This is a genomic window from Rahnella sp. GSA61A (assembly GCF_019969905.1).
GTDB classification, from domain to species: Bacteria; Pseudomonadota; Gammaproteobacteria; order Enterobacterales; family Enterobacteriaceae; genus Rahnella; species Rahnella aceris.
Map to the genome: position 1 here is coordinate 26,153 of NZ_JAHXYO010000023.1, position 20,506 is coordinate 46,658.

The following is a 20,506-nucleotide window of genomic DNA, read 5'->3' on the forward strand; positions in this document are numbered from 1 at the left end:
ACTCTGTGAAGGTTATCAAATAACCAGTGCGGAGAGTGGTTTTGGGGGCACAATAGGGAAAAGAGAAGAGAATATGTTGGAAACAAAACATCCTTTTTAATAATGTTTTGATGAAGTGAATGAGCGAAAAGAGAGATCAGGCGTTGGTGTAACGGACTCTTTCTGGCAGCCAGCGCTCAATCAGGGCTTTGGCATGATCAGGGAATTGTTGCTGCAGATAACGCGCAATGCGCTGTACATCCGGGATCATCGCCTGATCACGTAATAAATCAGCGACTTTAAATTCAGCACTGCCGGTCTGGCGCGTGCCCAGTAGTTCACCCGGCCCGCGGATTTCCAAATCCTGCTGTGCGATAACAAAGCCATCGTTGCTGTCGCGTAAAACCTGCAAACGTTTCTGTGCTGTTTTGCTGAGCGGCGTTTTGTAGAGCAGTACACAGTGAGAAGCAACGGCACCACGTCCAACGCGCCCACGTAACTGGTGCAACTGCGCCAGCCCTAAACGCTCCGGGTTTTCGATAATCATCAGGCTGGCATTCGGTACGTCAACGCCGACTTCAATGACAGTCGTTGCCACCAGAAGCTGCACTTCACCCTGTTTGAATGCCTGCATAACGGCCTGCTTTTCCTGGGCTTTCATACGACCGTGAACCAGTCCGATATTCAGCGCCGGGAGTGCCTCCTTCAGGCCTTCCCATGTGGCTTCAGCGGCCTGCGCTTCCAGCATTTCCGATTCTTCAATCAGCGTACACACCCAATAAGCCTGACGATTTTCCTGCTCGCAGGCACTTTTGACACGGCTGATAATGTCACTGCGGCGGGTGTCCGGAATGGCGACAGTAGTCACCGGCGTGCGGCCTGGCGGGAGTTCGTCGATCACAGAGGTATCAAGATCAGCGTAAGCCGTCATTGCCAGTGTGCGTGGGATCGGCGTGGCGGTCATGATCAACTGATGTGGATGGAAGCCCTGTTGCAGACCTTTTTCCCACAACGCCAGACGCTGATGCACACCGAAACGGTGCTGTTCATCGATAATGACCAGCGACAGTGACGAGAACAAAACCTGTTCCTGGAAGATAGCGTGCGTTCCCACCACCATCGACACCTGTCCGCTGGCGATCGCATCCTGCTGTGCCTGCCGGGCTTTACCCTTTTGTTTGCCCGCCAGCCAGCCGACCTGAATACCCAGTGGCTCAAACCACTGACGGAAATTATTGGCATGCTGTTCGGCCAGCAATTCTGTCGGCGCCATTAATCCGACCTGTTGGCCCTGAGCAATAGCGCAAAGTGCGGCGAGGGCGGCTACCAGCGTTTTACCTGATCCCACGTCGCCCTGCACCAGACGCATCATGGGATAACTTTTTGCCAGGTCCTGTTCAATTTCTGCCACAACCCGTGCTTGCGCACCGGTCGGGCTGAAAGGAAGCGACGCGAGGAACTGATTTTTCAGGCGGTCGTCATGATGCAACGGCAGAGCTTTATAACTCTGCGTACCGGCGCGGACAGCCAGCATACTGAGATTATGTGCCAGAAGTTCTTCCATAATCAGGCGGCGTTGAGCCGGATGATGACCTTTTTCAAGGTCTGCAAGCTGGATATCTGGCGGCGGGCGGTGCAGCAAATGCAGCGCCTGAGGAAGCGGGATCAGCGAACGACTCAGTTCCTCTGGCAACAGTTCGGCGACAGGTACGGTGTCGAGCAGTTCAAGTGCCTGATCCGTCAGTTTACGCAAGGTCGCCTGGCGGATACCTTCCGTTGTCGGATAAACCGGCGTCAGTGATTCCTGCAGAACGACTTCGCTGTTTTCACCCTGAATGCGGTATTCCGGATGAATGATTTCAGCACCGATCGTGCCGCGTTTGATTTCACCATAAGCGGTAACACGGCGACCTGTTGCCAGGCTGTTTTTCATCGCGGCGTTAAAGTTGAAGAAGCGTAACGTCGCCATGCCAGTGCCGTCACTTATCTGACAGGTCAGCATTCTGCGGCGGCCAAAACTGATATCACTACGCAACACTTCGCCTTCTATGGTGGCGAAAATGCCGGGCTGTAAATCATTGATGGTGTAAAGGCGGGTACGATCTTCATAGCGTAAAGGAAGATGAAGCAGTAAATCCTGAATAGTTTCAAGGCCGAGTTTGGCGAGCTTGTCTGCCTGACTGGCTCCGACGCCGGAAAGCGACGTCAGCGGGATGGCGTCGAGCAGGCGGCCTTTCATCTTTTTTTGACCGTCATTTGCATCGCCGACCACCATTCATCATCGGCAATGATTTGCCCGTGATCGTCAATGAAAGGGCGGGGAAGCTTCTTTCGCTTCGCCACATTGGACAGAACGGGATAGCCGCCTTCAAACAGCAGTCGCTGCTGTTCCTTCTCGCTCAGCAGACTGCTGTCGCGGCGATACATACCGGCGTTTTCGCGCTGGCGCTGTGCTTCGTACAGGATAAGCGCCGAGGCAACGGAGACGTTCAGAGATTGCACCATACCGATCATCGGAATGATGATATCGCTGTCAGCCAGCGCTAACGCTTCAGGTGTGATACCGGTTTTCTCCTGACCCAGCAAAATGCAGGTCGGGCGGGTGTAATCAATCGCGCGGAAGTCGACGGCTTTCTCTGACAAGTTGGTTGCCAGGATTTGCATGCCCTTCGCCTTCATTTTGGCGACGGCATCCTGAATGGTTTTGTGTGTTTTGACCTGAACCCAGCTGTTGCTGCCTGCCGCCGAAGAGACCAGTGTCTTCATTCGGGTCGTAGGCCAGACAGCGTGGATTTCGTGAACGCCGACGGCGTCTGCCGTACGGATGACGGCAGAAACGTTATGTGGTTTATGCACCTGTTCCATACAGACCGTCAGGTCTGGCTGTCGGGCCGCAAGCATTTCGCGGATGCGGGCATAACGTTCTGGGGTCATAACAATCAGTTTCGGTTGCGGGTAACTTTGATGACGTCCGGCATGATACGGATTTTACGCATGATATTCGCCAGATGAACGCGATCGCGGGTCGTCAGGCGGATAAAGGCGCTGTAGACGCGACCGTCTTTTTCTTCGGTGCTCAGATTCTGAATGTTCGACTGCGCGGCATTAATTGCAGCGGTCAGGTTCGCCAGTGCGCCCTGATGGTTGAACATATCAACTTTGATTTCAGCGATAAATTCCTGATCAGTTTCCTGGTGGTTATCCCAGTCAACGGCCATGAATTTCTCAGGTTCTTTCTGATAACCGCGAATATTACGGCAGGATTCATGATGGATCACCAGCCCTTTGCCCGGACTGACGTGGGCAATAATCGGGTCACCCGGAATCGGACGGCAACATTTCGCGAACGTGATCAGCACGCCATCTGCGCCTTTAATCGGCAGATTACGGGTACCTGACGATGCCATTGAAGACTGGTCACCCATCAGGTTTTTGGCAACCACAACGCTCATGGCATTGCCGAGACCGATTTCCGCCAGCAGGTCATCCATCGCGGCGAGCTTCATACGATCCAGCTCGTTTTTGATGTTTTCCGGCGGAATGTCTGACAGTTTTTTACCGGCACCCAGCGCATGATTCAGCAGGCGACGGCCAAGTGAAACCGAATCATCACGTTTCAGGTTCTTCAGCATCTGGCGGATTTTGGCGCGTGCACGTGAGCTGACGACAAAGTTCAGCCAGGCAGCATTCGGGCGGGCGCCCGGTGCGGTAATGATTTCGATAGTTTGTCCGCTGGTCAGCGGTTGCGAGAGCGGATACGGCTGGCGGTCAACGCGCGCGCCAACGCAGGCATGGCCGATATCGGTATGCACAGCATAAGCAAAGTCGACCGGTGTCGCGCCCGCAGGCAATTCGACGATACGACCTTCCGGCGTAAAGACGTAAATCTCGTCCGGGAACAGATCCGATTTCACGCTCTCAATAAATTCAAAGGAGTTGCCTGCACTTTGTTGCAGCTCAAGCAGACTCTGTAACCAACGCTGAGCACGGATCTGTGCGGTGGTGCTGGTTTCACTGTTCTCTTTATAAGCCCAGTGAGCCGCAACCCCCATCTCCGCCATCTGATCCATATCTTCCGTACGGATCTGTACTTCAACCGGCACACCATGCGGACCGATTAGTGATGTATGCAAAGATTGATAGCCGTTGGCTTTTGGGATGGCGATGTAATCTTTAACCCGACCCGGACGCGGTTTGTACAGGCTATGTGCCTGTCCTAACACGCGATAACAGGTATCGAGTTCTTTAACGATCACCCGGAAGGCGTAGATATCCATAATAGAATGGAAACGCTGTTCCTTCAGGTGCATTTTGCAATAGATAGAATACAGGTGTTTTTCGCGACCACTGACACGGCACTGAATGCCGGCTTCGGTTAAACGGCCTTCAATCTCAGAGAGGATTTTCTGGATCATCTCTTTACGGTTACCACGCGCAGCTTTCACCACTTCTTTGATGACGCGATAACGGTTTGGATAAAGGGCTTCGAAGCCCAGCTCTTCGAGCTCGGTTTTCAGGTGATGAATACCCAAACGGTGTGCCAGCGGGCTGTAAATTTCCAGCGTTTCACGGGCAATGCGGCGACGTTTGTCCGGGCGTAAAGAGCCCAGCGTGCGCATGTTATGAGTACGGTCAGCGAGTTTGATCAAAATGACGCGGATATCTTGCACCATCGCCATGACCATTTTGCGGAAGTTTTCCGCTTGCGCTTCTTTCTTATCACGGAATTTCAGCTTGTCTAACTTTGAAACGCCTTCAACCAGCTCAGCAACGCTTTTGCCAAACAGTTGTTCCATGTCCTGGTAAGTTGCAGGCGTGTCTTCGATAACGTCGTGTAATAACGCCGCCATCAGAGTCTCATGATCGAGCCTCATTTCAGCCAAAATACATGCCACGGCCACCGGGTGAGTAATATACGGCTCACCGCTGGAACGTGTTTGCCCCTCGTGCGCGTCCCGCGCCACGAGGTAAGCCTGCACGAGGCGCTTAATTTGCTCCTCCGGCAGGTATTTTTGAATCAGTTGATTCAGGCTTTCAAAGATATACAAGTGAGATCCGTTTCGTTAATTAACGACGGCCTTCAGCGATGGCAGTCACTGCCTGAATCTCTGCGGCTTCCTGCTCCTGTTGCTCCTGACGGTCACGAACGTCGAGGATCTGATTGGTGATCAGGCCTTCTTCGATTTCGCGCAGGGCAATTACAGTGACTTTATCGTTTTCTTCAGCGACCAGTGGATCTTTACCACCAGATTGCAGCTGGCGTGCGCGACGAGCAGCCACCAACACCAGGTCAAAACGGTTACCAATTTTTTCAACAGCGTCTTGAACAGTTACGCGTGCCATATATGTGCTACTCCACAGGGTGACGAAAGACTGGGCATAATACTGAAAGTGACTTCAGTCTGCCAATAGTTTGGTGATTAATCCGTCATGACGGAGCCGCTGACGGCTCAGACGCAGACGTTCAGCGCGAATAATGGTTTTTAAATCCGATAAAGCCAGATCAAAATCATCATTCACAATTAAATAGTCGTATTCGGCAAAGTGTGTCATTTCAGCTACGGCTTGTGCCATACGTTTTGCGATAACGGCTTCGCTGTCTTGCCCGCGGCCACGCAGGCGACGGTCTAGCTCATCTTTCGATGGCGGTAAGACAAAAATACTGCGTGCCTGCGGCATTTTTTTCCGAATTTGCTGCGCGCCTTGCCAGTCGATATCCAGAAAAACATCCACACCCGACGCTAAAACCTGCTCAATGGTTTCACGCGAAGTCCCGTAATAGTTACCAAAAACTTCTGCGTGTTCTAAAAAGGCATCACGTTCAATCATCTCGCGAAACGCTTCTTTGTCGACAAAGAAGTAATGCTCGCCATCTTTCTCGCCCGGACGTATAGCTCGGGTCGTATGAGAAATAGAAACCTGTGTGTCGTAGAGCGGTTGTGTTTTAAGTAAAGCCTGAATCAGACTTGATTTGCCTGCTCCACTAGGGGCGGAGACAATATATAGCGTGCCTTGAACCATGATGACGTTTCAACTGAATGGGTTGATAGGAAGTATGCGAAGAGTGATCTCTCGCACAGTATACACGCTCGCTGCATTCGGTGCAGCGCCCAGACGTATTTCATCGCAACTTTGCCAGAGAAAATAGCCTTTCCTGACAGATTTACGTGCCGCATTCCAAATTTTTTCTTCGTTGCAGCAACAGATGAAATAACCAGGAAGGTATCTCGCAAGAAGGGGTTATGCCACTGGCAGGAAAAATTACACCGGCGTTTACTTGCCTTCACAAGGAGGTGCCAATGCGCCAGTTTATTTTTCTCATCTGCCTGTTCCCTTTTGCTTTCTCTGCTTACGGTAAGAATATGCCGTCGCCAGACTGCCCTGTCTGGCCATCAGAACGCCTGACACAGGAAACCCACCATCTCACCGCTCAGCTGACCCAGTGGGATGCAGCCTACCATCAGTCTGGCAGCAGCCCGATAGAAGATTCGGTCTATGATCATTTGCGTCAGAAACAACGTCTCTGGCTACAGTGTGCCAGCCAGCCGGTGCCTGAACTAACAGTGCCAGCGAGTGATGATGCTGAATTTACGCATCCGGTGGCTCATACCGGCCTGCATAAAATGAAAGATAAACATGCTGTCGCAAACTGGATGCAAGGGCGAAAGAATCTGTGGGTGCAGCCCAAAATCGATGGCGTAGCGGTGTCGCTGATTTACCGTTATGGGCAGCTGGCCGCACTGGTAAGTCGTGGCGATGGTGAGAAAGGACAAAACTGGACGGTAAAAGCCGCGTCAATTCCGGCGATCCCGCTGCATATCCCGGACATGAGCCCTGAGTTGATATTACAGGGCGAGCTTTATCTGTTGATGACCGGTCATCAACAAAGTGCTGATGGCGGGATGAATGCAAGATCAAAAGTTGCGGGTGCAATGATGCGTGCTTCTGCTTCTGCTTCTGACCTGCTGAAGCAGACGGGTATTTTTATCTGGTCATGGCCGGATGGACCCACGCTTATGGCTGACCACCTGGAGAAGCTGAGCCAGTTCGGTTTTCCGGTTGTGGCTCAGTTCACGCATGCGGTGAGCGCTGTCGAAGATGTGGAAAAGTGGCGTGAAGACTGGTTTCACCAGCCTCTGCCTTTTGCGACGGATGGTGTGGTTGTTCGTCAGCAAGAAGAGCCTGCCGGGAAATACTGGCAAAATAAACCCGCAGTCTGGGCGGTTGCCTGGAAATATCCGCCCGCCAGAGAGCTCACCGATGTCACGGGTATCACCACCACCACAGGACGAAGCGGGAAAGTGACCGTTATCCTCAACCTGAAGCCCCTGAGGCTGGACGATAAGTTAGTCAGTAAGGTGAGTGTGGGATCGGTTAGCCGGTTCAGACAATGGGATGTTCTTCCTGGCGATCAGGTCGCTGTCGCGCTGGCCGGACAGGGGATCCCGCGCCTTGATGAAGTGACATGGCGGGTAAGTAAGCGTACGGAAATGCCTTTGCCTGAACCAACGCGCTATAACGCACTTTCCTGCTTTACGCCTGAACCGGGCTGTATGCAGCAGTTTCTCTCACGTCTGATCTGGCTTAGCGGGCCGGAAGCGTTAGATATGGCGGGGTTCGGCGGGGCCACATGGCAAAAGTTACTGGATGCTTCCCCGGCGGATTCTCTGATCAGTTGGTTAAGCTTTAACGAGAAAGAGCTGGCTGCGGTTCCGGGTATCGGTGTTAAACAGGCGCAAAAACTGATGGCGCAAATTCATCTTGCACGCGAAAAGAGCTTCCGGCGCTGGCTGTCAGCAATAGGATTTCCTTCTTTTGCCCTGGGATTTGCAGAACGCCAGCAAAGCTGGAACAGGTTGAAACAGCTGACGTCCCGCGACTGGGAAATGACTGAGGGGATCGGGAGAAAACGGGCCGCTCAGGTTTTTGATTTTATTCATCATCCGGACGTTGAGATTTTGACCGAAGCTCTGAGGCAGGCGCAATTGCCTGCATTCCGCTAACGGGCTACAGGAAGGACGCATTAGTGGTCCGAATGCGGGTAATTAAACACAGGCAATCCAAGGCGAAAACGCAGCGCAATAAGACGCGCGGTAAAGCCGATCAGTAACGTGATAATAACCACCAGATTGTGGGGCAGTGAGAAATATTGTAGCCCGATGTAAACCCAGGCTGAGGCAAATGACACGCCGGCATAAATTTCTTTCTGAAAGACCAGCGGGATCTGATTACACATCATGTCCCGCAGCACGCCGCCAAAAACACCGGTAATGACCGCACAAACCGAAGCAATGATAGCGCCATGTCCCATATCGAGGGCCACTTGTGTCCCGATAATGGAAAACACCACCAGCCCCACGGCATCAAGCACTAAAAAGAGCTTTCGCAGATGTTGCATTAAAGGAGCCAGCCAGGTGGTCATTAGCGCGGCCACAGCCACAATCACGATGTACTCCGGATGCTTAACCCATCCCAATGGGTAATGCCCTAAAAGCATGTCGCGAACAGAACCGCCGCCAATGGCCGTCGCTGCAGCAATAATAATGACGCCAAAGGAGTCCATTTTCCGACGTCCGGCAGCCAGAGCACCGGTCATGGCTTCTGCGGTGATCCCAATAATATAAAGAACGGTGAGTAACATGGATGTGCGCCAGACAAATCAGTCAGTGAGGAAACGGTAGCCGCGTAGAGTAATGAGTTTCCCATTAGCTGGCGACTGAGTTTTTCTTTTACATGGCTTTTAACATTACTTTATCTAATGCTGATTTCTCTCGTGTCAGCCATTACTAAAGGGTAAGAGAAAATGTTGCATTATTTTAGATTAGAAAATTGGTGATTACTCGTTTGTTTTGACGGTGCTTTTCCATTTATCCATGACGCCGTTTTTTATCAGAGGTGAATTTTCTTCGCTTATAGGTTACGATTAATTAAAATCGTCACTCATTGACGCACGGCTTAATTGTTTAATCTGCCCGGAGGAGTGTATGAAGCCCGATATTCCGGTTGCGTTAACACAGCGTGGACCTGCCGAGCACGAACGGCGTGAACAAATTATAGATGCGGCATTCGAGCACTTTCGTCTTTATGGCTATGCCAAAACGTCGGTGGCGGATCTTGCCAAGTCGATTGGCGTTTCAAGTGCTTATATTTATAAGTTTTTTGAGTCTAAACAAGCTATTGGCGAAGCCATTTGCTCGCAGCGGGTGGGGCAGATAGATGAAGCGCTCATGGTGATTGCGCAAAGTGACCAAAGTGCGACTCTGCGCCTGAGATCTATTTTTAAAACGCTGCTGACACGTAGTCTGGATCTCTTTTTCCTGGACAGGAAATTACATGATCTGGCCGCGATAGCCTCAGCTCAGCGATGGAAATCCACATTAAATCATCGTGCTATGATATACAGCATTGTTGAGAAAGTGGTTGCCGACGGCCGGGAATCCGGTGAATTTGAGCGTAAAACGCCGCTGGATGAGGTTTGTATGGCGATCACCACGGTGACAACCCCCTTCTCGCATCCGTTATTGCTGGAACAAAAAACACCTGAACAACTGGAAGAACGCGTTCAGGCAATCACCAGCCTGGTGTTGCGTAGCCTCGCAAAGTAGGCACAATAAAATTTTGGGTTACGGGTTTACAAAAACGTAATTCGTCACATACTGTCAGGCTTTATTATCCAGAAACCCGTTTCTGGCCGGTTCATGTAATCGCCTGCAGAAACTTACGTCTTATACAGACAGAGAGGAATGTTTTATGACTCATCGTCGAGTGGTTATTACCGGCATGGGGGCTGTGAGTCCTCTGGGCTGTGATATCGAAACTATCTGGAAGCGTCTGCTGGCCGGTCAGTCTGGTATCCGAGTTTTGCCGGAAGAGATTGTTGAAACGTTGACTGTGAAAATTGGTGGTCAGGTACAAACTAAAGAACAGGACCCTGAGTCAGGATTCGATCCGGATATGTTCGTGGTACCGAAAGACCAGAAAAAAATGGACCGTTTCATTCTGTTTGCGATGGCTGCTGCGGATATGGCTATTGCTGACGCTGGCTGGAAAGCAGAAACGCAGGAACAACAGGAACGTACCGCAACTATCATCGGTTCTGGTATCGGCGGCTTCCCGGCTATTGCCCATGCCGTGCGCACCAATGACAGCCGTGGCGCTAAGCGTTTGTCGCCTTTCACTATACCTTCATTCCTGGTGAATCTGGCGTCTGGCCAGGTTTCGATTAAACATCAGTTCAAAGGCCCGATTGGCGCACCGGTAACGGCTTGCGCGGCAGGTGTTCAGGCGATTGGTGATGCAGTGCGTTTGATTCGCAATGACGAAGCCGATGTTGCGCTTTGTGGCGGCGCAGAAGCGGCGATTGATACCGTGAGCCTGGGCGGTTTTGCTGCAGCGAAGGCCATGTCTACCGGTCATGAAGATCATCCGGAAAAAGCCTCCCGTCCGTTTGACAGCGCGCGTGATGGTTTCATCATGGGCGAAGGCGCAGGCATGCTGGTGATCGAAGAGCTGGAACATGCGAAGGCACGTGGCGCCAAAATTCTGGCTGAGATTGTCGGTTACGGCACCAGCGGTGACGCCTACCACATGACGTCCGGTGCGGAAGATGGCAACGGTGCGGGCCGCGCGATGAAAATCGCCCTGCGTCAGGCGGGTATTCAGCCATCAGACGTGCAACATCTGAATGCTCATGCCACGTCTACACCGGTGGGTGATCTGGGTGAAATCAATGCGATTAAAACCCTGTTTGGCACTGACGGCAAACTGGCTGTTACGTCTACCAAATCTGCGACCGGACACTTGTTGGGCGCGGCTGGCGGGCTGGAGACGATCTTCACCATTCTTGCCGTACGTGACCAAATCGTTCCTCCGACGCTGAATCTGGAAAACAAAGACGAAGCGGCTGCCGGTCTGAACATCGTCGGTAATACTGCGCAGAAACATGACATCACCTATGCCTTATCAAACGGTTTCGGCTTCGGTGGCGTTAATGCCTGTGTATTGTTGAAACGCTGGGAAGACTAATTTCTTTCTTCGCTGACGCATAAAAAAACGCCTCGGGTTTTATGACCGGAGGCGTTTTTTATTATGCGGGGGAGAGGATTTACTCGATGTTCTGAATCTGCTCGCGCATTTGTTCGATCAACACTTTCAACTCGATGGCTGACGTCGTGACATCAGCATTGATAGATTTAGATGCCAGTGTGTTCGATTCGCGGTTAAATTCCTGCATCATAAAATCAAGACGACGGCCCACGGCTTCTTCTTTCTTCATGATTTTATGTGTTTCTTTGACGTGCGCTTCAAGTCGGTCCAGCTCTTCAGCTACATCGACACGCTGCGCCATTAGAACCAGTTCCTGCTCCAGACGGGTATTTTCCAGCTGAACCTGCGCATCTTCCAGTTTGCTGACCAGGCGCTCGCGCTGCCATTGCAGAATATTTGGCATCTGGGCGCGGACTTTTACCACTTCTGCACTCACACCGTCGAGACGCTGTTCGATCATCGTTTTCAGTGCGGCACCTTCGCTTTCGCGTGCGCTGATGAAATCGTCCAGTGCTGTTTCCAGCGCCAGCAGCAACTCGGTGCTGATGGCATCCAGATCCTGTTCTTCAGCCAGCATCACGCCCGGCCAGCGCAGGACTTCCAGCGGATTAATTTCGCCTTCATCACTTTGCATTTTCACCCATTGCGCGGCTTCAACCAGCTGTTTCGCCAGTTTTTCATTGAGCTGCAACGTGCTTTGTGCGCCCGGATCGAGATCAAAACGCAGATTACATTCGACTTTACCGCGGGTAAGCCGGGCGCGAATGCGCTCACGGACAACCGGCTCCAGGCTGCGGAATTGCTCGGGCAGACGGATGTAGGTTTCGAGATAACGTTGGTTTACCGAGCGGAGTTCCCACGCTGCGCTGCCCCAGTCACCCTTAATTTCGCGTCGGGCATAAGCGGTCATACTTCTGATCATGTATGCGTACCTGTTAATGTAAAGATGCAGCGATTATAGCCGTGCCATGCCAGTCATGATAGGTATAACCTCCTGAAGTCCGTATCCCCGTCACCCTTCAGGCTGCCTCTGCGTTGGCGTCGTTTACTCATTCCGGTCGCTTACCTGAGTAAGCTCGCGGAGTTCATTCACTTGCCGCCTTGATGCAACCTGAATGTTTTTGGGTATAATGCGCAGCCAAACATGATTCGTGACCCGGAGAAGTATCCATGCGTCCAGCAGGCCGAAATGCACAACAAGTGCGCCCCGTAACACTGACCCGCCATTACACTAAACACGCTGAAGGTTCCGTGCTGGTGGAGTTTGGTGATACTAAAGTGCTATGTACCGCGACGGTGGAGGAAGGTGTTCCGCGTTTTCTGAAAGGTCAGGGACAAGGTTGGATCACCGCAGAGTACGGCATGTTGCCGCGTTCTACCCATACGCGTAATGCGCGTGAAGCCGCAAAAGGCAAGCAAGGCGGTCGTACTCTGGAAATTCAGCGTCTGATTGCCCGTTCCCTGCGTGCTGCGGTGGATCTGAAAAAGCTGGGTGAATTCACCATTACGCTCGACTGTGATGTGTTGCAGGCGGACGGCGGCACGCGCACTGCGTCCATTTCTGGTGCTTGCGTTGCTCTGGCGGATGCACTGAATGCGCTGGTAGCTGCAGGTAAACTGAAAGCTAATCCGATGAAAGGCATGGTTGCAGCGGTTTCCGTAGGCATCGTGAAAGGCGAAGCGCTGTGTGATCTCGAGTATGTCGAAGACTCAGCGGCAGAAACCGACATGAACGTGGTGATGATGGAAGATGGCCGCATGATTGAGGTGCAGGGCACCGCAGAAGGTGAGCCATTCAGCCACGAAGAGTTACTCGGTTTACTTGCTCTCGCCAGAGGGGGCATCGACACTATCTTCCAGGCGCAGAAAGCGGCGCTGGCGGAATAATTTTTTAAGGCGACTGAGAAGTCGCCTTTTTTATGGCCTGCGGGCTGACAATAAGAAATAAGACGTTATAGAGGAGACCATCAATGAAAGCCTATCAGCGCCAGTTTATTGAGTTCGCACTGAACAAACAGGTTTTGAAATTCGGTGAATTTACCCTGAAGTCCGGGCGCATCAGCCCTTACTTCTTCAATGCTGGTCTATTTAATACTGGCCGTGATCTGGCGTTACTGGGACGTTTTTATGCCGAAGCATTGGTGGATTCCAAAATTGATTTCGATTTAGTGTTTGGCCCGGCTTACAAAGGTATTCCAATCGCGACGACCACCGCGGTTGCACTGGCTGAGCATCATGAGCGCGATGTGCCATACTGCTTTAACCGCAAAGAAGCCAAAGACCATGGTGAAGGCGGCTTGCTGGTCGGCAGCCCTTTGCAGGGGCGTGTCATGCTGGTCGATGATGTGATCACCGCCGGTACTGCCATCCGTGAATCGATGGAAATCATCAACGCGAACAAAGCCACTCTGGCTGGCGTATTGATTTCTCTGGACCGTCAGGAACGTGGACGCGCAGATATCTCCGCTATTCAGGAGGTTGAGCGCGACTATCATTGCAAAGTGATTTCAATTATTACGCTGGCCGACCTGATTGAGTATCTGGAAGAAAAGGCGGAAATGGCTGACCATCTGGCTGCTGTGCGGGCTTACCGGCAGGAGTATGGTGTTTAATATCGGGTAAAACCTCAAAGGCAGGGATGTCATGACACAAAATGAAGCCGGCAGCAAAGAATGGATGCCTTCGCGGGCGGCAGAGTTTCTCTGTCGCCAGACGGAGCGTCTGGTCAAAAGCGGTAGCCTGACGCCGGCCGCATGTCAGCGTATTTATGACTTTTGTGGCGTCCGGCCGGGTTATCCCGAATGGCAGAAATTTCTGGTTCCCTTACTCTCCCTGCTGGGTCTGTTATCACTGGTGGCCGGTGCCGTATTCTTTGTAGCCTGGAACTGGGCTGATATGCCAAAGATGGCAAAATTTGCGCTGGCCGAGTTACTGATCGTTGCGCTTGCCGTCGTCGTCTGGTGGCGCTGGTATGACGGGATTGCACGCAGTGCCTTGCTGGCTGCGGGTCTCGGCTTTGGTGCTCTGTTTGCCCTTTATGGCCAGATTTATCAGACGGGGGCCGACAGCTGGGAGCTGTTCAGGGCCTGGCTGTTTGTTTTCCTGCCTTTAGCCTTAATCGCCCGACAGAACAGTCTGTGGTTCTGCTCCTGGTTACTTGCCAATCTGACGTTTCAGCTCTATTACGCCACGGTGTCTATGTCCCTGATGGACAGCGCCGTATTCGACGGTCTCGACTATTTTCCCACAACTGCGCTCTACAGCTATCTGATTGCGCAGACGTTGTGCCTGATTATTCGCGAAGTTCTGGCCATACGGGTCATTAAGCACAATCCCCACGCCTGGCTTGCCAGCCGCTGGTTTTCCCGGGTGATGGCTGGCTTCCTGCTATTAGTGCTGACTTGCATTGTTGCCGAAAATATATCCGGTTGGGGATACGATACCCCTCACCCCTTCGTCACCGCTTTATGGCTGGCAGTCTTAGTGGTGAGTTACTTCTTTTATCGTTATCGCTATCCTGATCTCTGCATGCTGACTCTGGGAACCGCCAGCGCAGCGGCAGTGGGATGTGTGCTGATCGTGCAGATGTTCGACAGTTCTTACGATATTGGCGGCCTGTTTATGCTGGGCTGCCTGATGGCTTTATGGCTGGCGGGATGTGGCGCCCTGATGCTCTACTGGCGGCGTAAACTCTATGAGAGCCAGCCGGTCGAGGTTTCTTCCACGGAAATGGCAGTGCTGACGGAACAACTACGCCGAAATGATTTGCTTAGTCAGGTGCAAATTGAAGAGATTCAGCAATACGATCACTCCTCTCATCTTCCCTGGTACCTGCGACTGACACTGGGTATCGGTGGCTGGGTCGCCGCGATGATTATTTTATTTCTGCTGATTCTGGTGCTGTATGTTGTCGACCTGCTCAATGACCCCAATGCAGCCACGGTGATTATCCCTTCTCTGCTCCTTGCAATTGTCGCGGGTGGGCTTTTGCGCATGCAGGGCGTGAGTAAGCATCATATCGGGCTGGCATGGGCGATAGCCGCGACCTGCGGCCTCTGTTTTGGTTTCTATCTTCTCTTTGAACCCGACTGGGAAATGTCCTTCCTGGTGGGCTCGCTCTGTTCATTACCGGTGCTTACGTTGATGGCGCTGGCAATGCGCGATCGTACTTTCCGCTTTATGGCGATAACGGCGCTGACATTTTTGCTGATCCTTTCCGGCAATTTGCTGACAGGGATGTATTTACCGCCGGTCACCCGTTTTTGGGCGGTTTCCGCGCTGGTTACTGTCATTGTGATTTTCTGGCTGTGGATTATCAGAGAACAAATTAACTTAAAAGCCACATCATGGGCTGAGGCTGTTTTCCCCCTCCTCTGGGGTATTCCTTCCGGCCTGATATTGCAGTGTTTTTCCGCCATTAACACCTCGCTTCTCTTCGATGTTTTCTGGCGGCCAGCGGGGTATTTTCCTCTTTCGGGAGGAACTGGCGCAGGCATTGCCGCAGGTTTAGTACTGGTGTGTTTGTATCAGACTGTGGTGAAAAAGACGCCATCAGCAATGCTGTATCTGGTGGCGGCGGTTGTGTGTGGCGTCGCAGCCTTTTATGCGCCGGGAATTGGCCTGGGGCTGTGGCTATTACTGATGGCGCGTTATCAGGGAAATCAGGGGGTTTTAGCCGCGAGCGGCTGTTTCCTCGCGCTGTATGTTATCGACTGGTATTACTTCCTCGGCGTCAGCTTATTGCAGAAATCCCTTCTGATGTTTGTCACAGGCGTGGTGTTGCTGGCGCTGGCCTTTGCAGCCAAAAAACTGATCCCCGTGCGTAAGGAGGAAGCTTATGCAAACCCGTAATCTGAGGAAATGGCTGTCAGGAGTAGTGATACTGCTGGCACTGATCGCAGTGAATGCGGGTATCTGGCAAAAAGAGCAGGTGCTTAAACAGGGTGCGGTAATGATATTGCAGCTTGCGCCGGTTGATCCGCGTTCTTTGATGCAGGGGGATTACATGGCTCTCAATTATGCCATCACGCGATCTTTGCAAGAGGAGTTATACCAGCAACGTCAGGGTTGTAATTCTCTTCCACAGACGCCTTGTTTTCCTGTTAGTGGCAAAATTATTGTGGCAGTTAATGAGCACCGGCAGGTCACTCAGGCGCGGTTTGATAGCGGTGACCCGCTGAAGCCCGATGAATTACGGGTTAACTATCATATGAATGCCGGAACACTGATGGTGGGAACTAATGCGTATTTTTTCCAGGAAGGGCAAGGTGAACGTTTCGCCCGTGCGCGTTATGGTGCATTTCGGGTAGGTGATGACGGCACAGCGTTACTGACCGCGATGCTGGATGAAAATGGGAAAATGATTCAGCCATAATATGAAAAAGGGCCTTTCGGCCCTTTTTAGATTTGACGTTTGTCCCTGCGCGTTTATTGCAGCTGAGCAGAGATAAGTGGCCAGCGGGTATCGAAGTCCTGAGTCGGTTTGTACTTGAATTCAGAGCGTACAAAACGTGACAGCATCCCTTCGCAAAATGCCAGTAACTGGCTGGCGAGTAGAGTTTCATCGCTGATGAATCCGCTGCCTTCACGCATTTTCTTTTCCCGCAGTACCTGACGCAGTTGCGCTTCAATCCGCTCGAAAAGTTGGTTGATGCGGCCCTGCAAACGGTCCTGTTCAAACATCAGGGCATGGCCGGTCATAATACGGGTCAATCCCGGATTACGCTCGGCAAACCCTAAAATCAGCAGCAAAATCAGACGTATTCTGTTTAGCGTATCCTTTTCATCCTGCAGGATGAGATTGATACGGGTGATCAGACTGTCTTCGATAAACTCAATTAAGCTGTCAAACATCCGCGTTTTACTGGGAAAATGACGATAAAGAGCTGCTTCTGAAACCCCCACGCTGGCGGCGAGCTTTGCAGTCGTGATCCGCTGGCTGCCGTCGCTGGACTGAAGCATTTGCGCTAATGCCTGCAAAATCTCTTCGCGCCTGTTCCTTTTTGTCGTTTCTTTCTCTGCCATGTCTGAATAGACCCTTGCTAAAAAACGGCTAAAATCATGGAGAAACCGCACAACTGCCGCATGAATCGCTGTGATCCTGCGGCTTATTTCGTTCCCTTCGCGTTGTTACGGTCTGATAGTGATAAGGATCTGTTCAATATCGCGTCAAAATCAGCGGTGCTGAACAGGTTCTTATTGGCGACCTGAGTGGCCAAAGCCCCCTTCGCCGCGTTCACTGGCGTCAAAATCTTCCACCAGATTGAATTCTGCCTGAACGACAGGCACAAACACCATCTGAGCAATGCGCTCGCCCGGTTCGATAACAAATGTTGTCTGACCACGGTTCCAGACGGACACCATAAGTTGGCCCTGATAATCTGAATCGATAAGGCCAACCAGATTGCCCAGTACAACGCCGTGTTTATGACCCAGACCGGAACGTGGCAAAATCACCGCCGCCAGATTAGCATCACCAATATGGATAGCCAGACCTGTTGGCAGCAGTGTGGTTTCGCCCGGTTTCAGTTCTACAGAAGCATCCAGACAGGCGCGTAAATCCAGACCCGCAGACCCCGGTGTCGCGTAAGCCGGTAAAGGGAAAGTCGAACCGATGCGCGGGTCGAGAATTTTAATGTCGATTTTTTTCATCATAACGGCTGACAATCTCTTCTAATAAACGTTGGCCAAGCAGGGACTTATCGCTGAGTGGTAAGATTTTATCCCCGTCCTGCCAAAAAAGATGCAAGGCATTGGAATCGCTGTTGAAACCTTGCCCGGCAAGTGAAACATCGTTGGCGCAGATCAGATCCAGATTCTTACGGATCCTTTTTTGCCGCGCGTATTCTTCCACATTCTGGGTTTCAGCGGCAAACCCCACGACGTAAGGCCGGTTTTCTGTCATGGCCGCGACGCCAGCGACGATGTCAGGGTTTTTAATCATTTTTACAGTGATTTCATCGCCTTGCTTTTTGATCTTCTCATCAGCAATACGTTCTGCGCGATAATCTGCCACGGCAGCGCAGGAAATAAAAATATGCTGAGAAGCTGCCGAAAGCTGGACGGCTTGCTCCATTTCCAGCGCACTTTCCACATCAATACGATGAACACGGGCAGGCGTCGGTTGCGTCACCGGCCCGGCGATCAGCGTTACTTTGGCACCACGTTCAGCGGCGGCTTTGGCAATGGCAAAACCCATTTTGCCGGAACTGTGATTACTGATGAAGCGGACAGGATCCAGCGGCTCACGGGTGGGGCCTGCGGTCACCATAATATTCAGATGCGCCAGATCCTTGCGCGAAGAGAAATGCGCATTGGCCATATCCACAATCACCAGCGGGTCCAGCATACGTCCCGGGCCAACATCGCCGCAGGCCTGACTGCCGCTGTCCGGCCCCCACAACAATGTGCCCCGTGCTGCCAGGCTTTGCAGGTTTTCTTGCGTGATGGCCGCACGATACATTTGCTGGTTCATCGCAGGAAGTACCGCGACCGGTGCCGCTGTCGCCAGACACACCGTCGTCAGCAGATCATTTGCCATGCCAGCATTCATGCGAGCCAGCAAATCCGCTGTGGCAGGCGCGATAATGACTAAATCTGCCCATTTCCCTAACTCGATATGTCCCATTGCCGCTTCGGCCGCCGGATCAAGCAGGTCGTCAGAAACCGGATAGCCAGAAACAGCCTGCAGGCTCAGCGGAGTCACGAAAGATTTCGCCGCTTCTGTCATGACGACGCGAACTTCAGCGCCTCTTTCACGTAAGCGACGTACCAGTTCTGGTGCTTTATAGGCAGCGATACCACCGCTGATACCGAGCACAATATGTTTGCCGGAAAGTCCCGTCATCATCATTGTCCGATTGGTTGAAAGCTGAAAGAAGCGACATTTTAGCATAACGGGGAATGATGACAGCTATTGGCGATGCGTCGAAAGTTGAGGAATAAAAATTCTGCGTAACATCTCGCAAGCTGACATACCGGACGTTATGACAGGGAGAATGCTGTGACACAATCGCCGCAAAAAAGGAGTCAGGATGACGAAACAGCAAAACCAGTGGCCGGGAGTGATGCCACCGCGCGAAAAATTATTGCAGCAAGGGGCAAAAGAGCTGACGGATCAGGAATTGCTGGCGATTTACCTGCGTACAGGATGCCGGGGATTGCATGTGATGGACCTGGCAAAGAATCTGCTGGAAGAGTTCGGTTCATTGCATCAGTTACTGATGGCGGATTTTGACGCCATGGCGCGCACGAAAGGAATGGGGGTTGCCAAGTTTTCGCAACTTGTGGCGGTGTCCGAATTATCCCGCCGCGCTTATCTGCGCCACCTGAGTGCCGAAAATGCGATGCTCAGCCCCAAAGTTATCCGTGAATATTTGCAGAATTTACTCGTTTTTCGGGAAAGAGAGGTGTTCCTGGTACTTTTTCTCGACAACCAGCATCGCGTTATTCGCCATGAGGAGATGTTTGCTGGTACTATTGGGCACGTAGAAGTGTATCCCCGCGAAATTGTTCGTGGTGCGATGAAGGTTAATGCGGCAGCCCTAATTCTGGCGCATAATCACCCATCCGGTCGGGCTGAGCCCAGTCTGATGGACAGAAAAGTAACTGAACAGATTATTCGAGCGTGCCAGTTGCTGGAAATTCGTGTCCTCGACCATTTGGTTGTAGGCCACGGAGAAACGGTATCTTTTGCCGAACGCGGCTGGATTTAACTTCGTTTTTTGAAGATCCTTAGGGATCTTTAGCTGTTCGGGACTTGAGCACTTACGCTACAGAGCGTATACTACGCCACCTTTGAGAATCTTGGGTTTGGCGTTAAGAGCCTATCTCAGCAGGTTTCTGACCTGATGAATTGGTTTTTTACCCGACGACAGTGAGTCGGTTCTCAGTGGAGTTTGCTGAGATGGGCTCTAAAAGCCTGACGAGGCGGCCATACCCTATACGAAGCTCGAGCTGATTTGATTTTTGGAGAATAGACATGTCCCGAGTCTGCCAAGTTACTGGCAAGCGCCCGGTGAGCGGTAACAACCGTTCCCACGCAATGAACGCGACCAAACGCCGTTTTCTGCCGAACCTGCACTCCCACCGTTTTTGGGTTGAGGCTGAGAAGCGCTTTGTAACTCTGCGTGTATCTGCTAAAGGTATGCGTGTTATTGATAAGAAGGGTATTGAGACGGTCTTGGCCGATCTGCGTGCCCGCGGTGAGAAGTATTAAGGAACTGCATCATGGCTAAAGGTGTTCGCGAGAAGATCAAGCTGGTTTCTTCTGCTGGTACTGGTCACTTCTATACCACCACGAAGAACAAGCGTACTAAGCCGGAAAAATTGGAACTGAAGAAATTCGATCCAGTTGTCCGTCAACACGTGATCTATAAAGAAGCTAAAATTAAATAATTTTAGTGGATTGCTAAAACCCGGCTCCGGCCGGGTTTTTTATTGCCTGAATTTCGTGATTTCCATTTAGTGCGACTTTTATTTG

General features: G+C 51.8%; 20 protein-coding genes. 10 read left to right on the forward strand and 10 right to left on the reverse strand.

The window, feature by feature from the left end; all coding sequences use genetic code 11:
• Positions 1-136: 136 nt before the first annotated feature.
• Genes recG through gmk form a run of 5 tightly spaced genes read right to left on the reverse strand, consistent with a single transcriptional unit; the run spans position 137 to position 6,000 of the window.
• Positions 137-2,218 (reverse strand): ATP-dependent DNA helicase RecG, encoded by a 2,082-nt coding sequence (gene recG / locus LC431_RS22110; RefSeq protein WP_013577642.1) that lies wholly within the window; start codon positions 2,216-2,218, stop codon positions 137-139.
• The gene (gene trmH / locus LC431_RS22115) at positions 2,215-2,913 is read right to left on the reverse strand and encodes a tRNA (guanosine(18)-2'-O)-methyltransferase TrmH (RefSeq protein WP_013577641.1); all 699 of its coding nucleotides are present in this window, start codon (positions 2,911-2,913) and stop codon (positions 2,215-2,217) included. The genes recG and trmH overlap by 4 nt, the downstream gene beginning before the upstream one ends.
• A 5-nt stretch (positions 2,914-2,918) precedes the next feature.
• Positions 2,919-5,027: a bifunctional GTP diphosphokinase/guanosine-3',5'-bis pyrophosphate 3'-pyrophosphohydrolase gene (gene spoT / locus LC431_RS22120; RefSeq protein WP_013577640.1), complete on the reverse strand. Its 2,109-nt coding sequence runs from the start codon at positions 5,025-5,027 to the stop codon at positions 2,919-2,921.
• A gap of 19 nt (positions 5,028-5,046) precedes the next feature.
• Complete coding sequence (gene rpoZ / locus LC431_RS22125; protein ID WP_013577639.1) at positions 5,047-5,322, reverse strand: DNA-directed RNA polymerase subunit omega; 276 nt, start codon at positions 5,320-5,322, stop codon at positions 5,047-5,049.
• Between the two features lie 54 nt (positions 5,323-5,376).
• The gene (gene gmk / locus LC431_RS22130; RefSeq protein ID WP_013577638.1) at positions 5,377-6,000 is read right to left on the reverse strand and encodes a guanylate kinase; all 624 of its coding nucleotides are present in this window, start codon (positions 5,998-6,000) and stop codon (positions 5,377-5,379) included.
• A 278-nt stretch (positions 6,001-6,278) separates the two neighbouring features.
• Between gmk and ligB the strand changes: the two genes are divergently transcribed.
• On the forward strand, positions 6,279-7,982 hold the full coding sequence (ligB, locus tag LC431_RS22135; RefSeq protein ID WP_223510339.1) for an NAD-dependent DNA ligase LigB: 1,704 nt from the start codon (positions 6,279-6,281) through the stop codon (positions 7,980-7,982).
• A 20-nt stretch (positions 7,983-8,002) separates the two neighbouring features.
• On the opposite strand, the gene LC431_RS22140 is transcribed toward ligB, so the two are convergent.
• Positions 8,003-8,620, reverse strand: a complete 618-nt coding sequence (locus tag LC431_RS22140; RefSeq protein ID WP_013577636.1) for a trimeric intracellular cation channel family protein — start codon at positions 8,618-8,620, stop codon at positions 8,003-8,005.
• Positions 8,621-8,963: 343 nt separating this feature from the next.
• Between LC431_RS22140 and LC431_RS22145 the strand changes: the two genes are divergently transcribed.
• Complete coding sequence (locus tag LC431_RS22145) at positions 8,964-9,584, forward strand: TetR/AcrR family transcriptional regulator (protein WP_013577635.1); 621 nt, start codon at positions 8,964-8,966, stop codon at positions 9,582-9,584.
• Between the two features lie 145 nt (positions 9,585-9,729).
• Complete coding sequence (fabF, locus tag LC431_RS22150) at positions 9,730-11,004, forward strand: beta-ketoacyl-ACP synthase II (protein ID WP_013577634.1); 1,275 nt, start codon at positions 9,730-9,732, stop codon at positions 11,002-11,004.
• Positions 11,005-11,083: 79 nt separating this feature from the next.
• Here fabF and LC431_RS22155 read toward each other — a convergent pair whose 3' ends face one another.
• The gene (locus LC431_RS22155; protein ID WP_013577633.1) at positions 11,084-11,947 is read right to left on the reverse strand and encodes a YicC/YloC family endoribonuclease; all 864 of its coding nucleotides are present in this window, start codon (positions 11,945-11,947) and stop codon (positions 11,084-11,086) included.
• Positions 11,948-12,195: 248 nt separating this feature from the next.
• Between LC431_RS22155 and rph the strand changes: the two genes are divergently transcribed.
• From rph to LC431_RS22175, 4 genes are all read left to right on the forward strand, one after another.
• Positions 12,196-12,912, forward strand: coding sequence for a ribonuclease PH (gene rph, locus LC431_RS22160; protein WP_013577632.1), 717 nt, complete (start codon positions 12,196-12,198; stop codon positions 12,910-12,912).
• Positions 12,913-12,995: 83 nt separating this feature from the next.
• Complete coding sequence (pyrE, locus tag LC431_RS22165; RefSeq protein WP_037035354.1) at positions 12,996-13,637, forward strand: orotate phosphoribosyltransferase; 642 nt, start codon at positions 12,996-12,998, stop codon at positions 13,635-13,637.
• 31 nt (positions 13,638-13,668) lie between these two features.
• The gene (locus tag LC431_RS22170; protein ID WP_112152586.1) at positions 13,669-15,876 is read left to right on the forward strand and encodes a DUF2157 domain-containing protein; all 2,208 of its coding nucleotides are present in this window, start codon (positions 13,669-13,671) and stop codon (positions 15,874-15,876) included.
• Positions 15,863-16,399, forward strand: coding sequence for a GDYXXLXY domain-containing protein (locus LC431_RS22175; RefSeq protein ID WP_013577629.1), 537 nt, complete (start codon positions 15,863-15,865; stop codon positions 16,397-16,399). Before LC431_RS22170 ends, LC431_RS22175 begins: the two co-directional genes overlap by 14 nt.
• Positions 16,400-16,452: 53 nt before the next feature.
• Here LC431_RS22175 and slmA read toward each other — a convergent pair whose 3' ends face one another.
• The 3 genes from slmA to coaBC form a co-directional block, all read right to left on the reverse strand.
• Complete coding sequence (gene slmA, locus LC431_RS22180) at positions 16,453-17,049, reverse strand: nucleoid occlusion factor SlmA (RefSeq protein WP_013577628.1); 597 nt, start codon at positions 17,047-17,049, stop codon at positions 16,453-16,455.
• A 171-nt stretch (positions 17,050-17,220) separates the two neighbouring features.
• Positions 17,221-17,679, reverse strand: coding sequence for a dUTP diphosphatase (dut, locus tag LC431_RS22185; protein ID WP_013577627.1), 459 nt, complete (start codon positions 17,677-17,679; stop codon positions 17,221-17,223).
• Positions 17,657-18,874 (reverse strand): bifunctional phosphopantothenoylcysteine decarboxylase/phosphopantothenate--cysteine ligase CoaBC, encoded by a 1,218-nt coding sequence (coaBC, locus tag LC431_RS22190; protein ID WP_013577626.1) that lies wholly within the window; start codon positions 18,872-18,874, stop codon positions 17,657-17,659. Before coaBC ends, dut begins: the two co-directional genes overlap by 23 nt.
• Positions 18,875-19,058: 184 nt before the next feature.
• Between coaBC and radC the strand changes: the two genes are divergently transcribed.
• From radC to rpmG, 3 genes are all read left to right on the forward strand, one after another.
• Complete coding sequence (gene radC, locus LC431_RS22195; RefSeq protein ID WP_013577625.1) at positions 19,059-19,739, forward strand: DNA repair protein RadC; 681 nt, start codon at positions 19,059-19,061, stop codon at positions 19,737-19,739.
• 266 nt (positions 19,740-20,005) lie between these two features.
• Positions 20,006-20,242, forward strand: coding sequence for a 50S ribosomal protein L28 (rpmB, locus tag LC431_RS22200; RefSeq protein WP_004931195.1), 237 nt, complete (start codon positions 20,006-20,008; stop codon positions 20,240-20,242).
• An 11-nt stretch (positions 20,243-20,253) separates the two neighbouring features.
• Positions 20,254-20,421 (forward strand): 50S ribosomal protein L33, encoded by a 168-nt coding sequence (gene rpmG / locus LC431_RS22205; protein WP_004392084.1) that lies wholly within the window; start codon positions 20,254-20,256, stop codon positions 20,419-20,421.
• The last annotated feature ends 85 nt before the right edge of the window (positions 20,422-20,506 follow it).

Excerpts from the sequence above, each read along its gene's own strand:
- LC431_RS22155 (WP_013577633.1), bottom strand. The coding sequence starts at position 11,947 with ATGATCAGAAGTATGACCGCTTATGCCCGACGCGAAATTAAGGGTGAC.
- radC (WP_013577625.1), top strand. The coding sequence starts at position 19,059 with ATGACGAAACAGCAAAACCAGTGGCCGGGAGTGATGCCACCGCGCGAA.
- recG (WP_013577642.1), bottom strand. The coding sequence starts at position 2,218 with ATGAAAGGCCGCCTGCTCGACGCCATCCCGCTGACGTCGCTTTCCGGC.
- fabF (WP_013577634.1), top strand. The coding sequence starts at position 9,730 with ATGACTCATCGTCGAGTGGTTATTACCGGCATGGGGGCTGTGAGTCCT.
- ligB (WP_223510339.1), top strand. The coding sequence starts at position 6,279 with ATGCGCCAGTTTATTTTTCTCATCTGCCTGTTCCCTTTTGCTTTCTCT.
- trmH (WP_013577641.1), bottom strand. The coding sequence starts at position 2,913 with ATGACCCCAGAACGTTATGCCCGCATCCGCGAAATGCTTGCGGCCCGA.
- LC431_RS22170 (WP_112152586.1), top strand. The coding sequence starts at position 13,669 with ATGACACAAAATGAAGCCGGCAGCAAAGAATGGATGCCTTCGCGGGCG.
- rpmB (WP_004931195.1), top strand. The coding sequence starts at position 20,006 with ATGTCCCGAGTCTGCCAAGTTACTGGCAAGCGCCCGGTGAGCGGTAAC.
- LC431_RS22140 (WP_013577636.1), bottom strand. The coding sequence starts at position 8,620 with ATGTTACTCACCGTTCTTTATATTATTGGGATCACCGCAGAAGCCATG.
- LC431_RS22175 (WP_013577629.1), top strand. The coding sequence starts at position 15,863 with ATGCAAACCCGTAATCTGAGGAAATGGCTGTCAGGAGTAGTGATACTG.
- rpoZ (WP_013577639.1), bottom strand. The coding sequence starts at position 5,322 with ATGGCACGCGTAACTGTTCAAGACGCTGTTGAAAAAATTGGTAACCGT.
- pyrE (WP_037035354.1), top strand. The coding sequence starts at position 12,996 with ATGAAAGCCTATCAGCGCCAGTTTATTGAGTTCGCACTGAACAAACAG.
- gmk (WP_013577638.1), bottom strand. The coding sequence starts at position 6,000 with ATGGTTCAAGGCACGCTATATATTGTCTCCGCCCCTAGTGGAGCAGGC.
- slmA (WP_013577628.1), bottom strand. The coding sequence starts at position 17,049 with ATGGCAGAGAAAGAAACGACAAAAAGGAACAGGCGCGAAGAGATTTTG.
- dut (WP_013577627.1), bottom strand. The coding sequence starts at position 17,679 with ATGATGAAAAAAATCGACATTAAAATTCTCGACCCGCGCATCGGTTCG.
- coaBC (WP_013577626.1), bottom strand. The coding sequence starts at position 18,874 with ATGATGACGGGACTTTCCGGCAAACATATTGTGCTCGGTATCAGCGGT.
- rph (WP_013577632.1), top strand. The coding sequence starts at position 12,196 with ATGCGTCCAGCAGGCCGAAATGCACAACAAGTGCGCCCCGTAACACTG.
- LC431_RS22145 (WP_013577635.1), top strand. The coding sequence starts at position 8,964 with ATGAAGCCCGATATTCCGGTTGCGTTAACACAGCGTGGACCTGCCGAG.
- rpmG (WP_004392084.1), top strand. The coding sequence starts at position 20,254 with ATGGCTAAAGGTGTTCGCGAGAAGATCAAGCTGGTTTCTTCTGCTGGT.